This is a genomic window from Micromonospora sp. KC721, assembly GCF_004348355.1.
Taxonomy (GTDB): domain Bacteria; phylum Actinomycetota; class Actinomycetes; order Mycobacteriales; family Micromonosporaceae; genus Micromonospora.
Map to the genome: position 1 here is coordinate 1 of NZ_SMJY01000399.1, position 1,034 is coordinate 1,034.

Consider the following 1,034-nt stretch of genomic DNA (forward strand, 5'->3'; position numbering starts at 1 on the left):
CTAACGATCTCGTGCGCAATAGGACGGTCGTTGACGGTGTTCCACCGTAGGTGATGATCTTTCGGTGTCGATCCGGTGGGCTCGTCGTGCATTCAGCCATCCCTCGTTCACGGGAATCTCCCGCCGGCATCTGCAGCTCCTGCGGGACGAGCTGCGGATGGCGTGGTTGGCTGGGCAAGAGGGCCGGTTGCATGCCCGTCGCGGCGGCCACCGGCGGCGGGCTGCTGGCGCCGGTCGGCGGTTGACGCTTCGGTTCACGGACCGGCTGGTGATCACCCTGGCTCATCTGCGTCTGGTGTGCCGCACGAAGCCCTGGCGGTGGCATTCGGGGTGGACCGCTCGACCGTGACCCGGGCGATCGGTCAGGTCCGGCCGTTGCTGGCCGGTCGAGGATTCGCTCGCCCGTGCGGAGTCCGCCTGCGGACTCTGGCCGACGTGTTCGCCTACGCCGCTGCCGAAGGTGTGACGCTGCGGTTGGATGCCACGGAGATCCGGGTCCGCCGCCCTCGCGTCGGCCGGCCTGGGCGCAAGGCGTTCGTGTCGGGCAAGGTCAAGCAGAACACGATCAAGGCCACCATCGTGGCCGATGAGTACGGGGCGACGCTGTGGTGCGGTGGACACCGGCCAGGCCGGATGCACGACACCACCGCCGCCCGCGTCGAGGGCATTGATGCCCTGCTGGACGCCTACCCGCAGGTGACGGTGCTGGTCGACGCCGGCTACCAAGGTCTGGCCAAGACCCACCCCGGCCAGGTCGTAGCGCCGCCACTGAAACTACGCCCCGGCGCACCACCGGCACGTCAGACCCTGTGGGAAGCCGAACGCAAACAGCAGTCATCACAACGGATTCCCGTCGAGCACGCCATCGCCGAACTGAAGTGGTGGCGACAACTTCAACGCTTCACCGGCCGCCGTGAACTGTTGCCCAAGACCATCGACGCCGTCGCCGGACTGGTGTCCGACCGCATGATCACCTGGTAGCCGAAGCCCCACCACCACAGCTCACGGCCCTACCCAATTGCGCACGAGATCGT

1 protein-coding gene is annotated in these 1,034 nt (G+C 67.4%); it reads left to right on the top strand.

From position 1 onward, the window contains the following. Positions 1-318: 318 nt before the first annotated feature. Positions 319-981, top strand: a complete 663-nt coding sequence (locus tag E1182_RS30640) for a transposase family protein (RefSeq protein ID WP_207921584.1) — start codon at positions 319-321, stop codon at positions 979-981. Positions 982-1,034 lie beyond the last annotated feature (53 nt).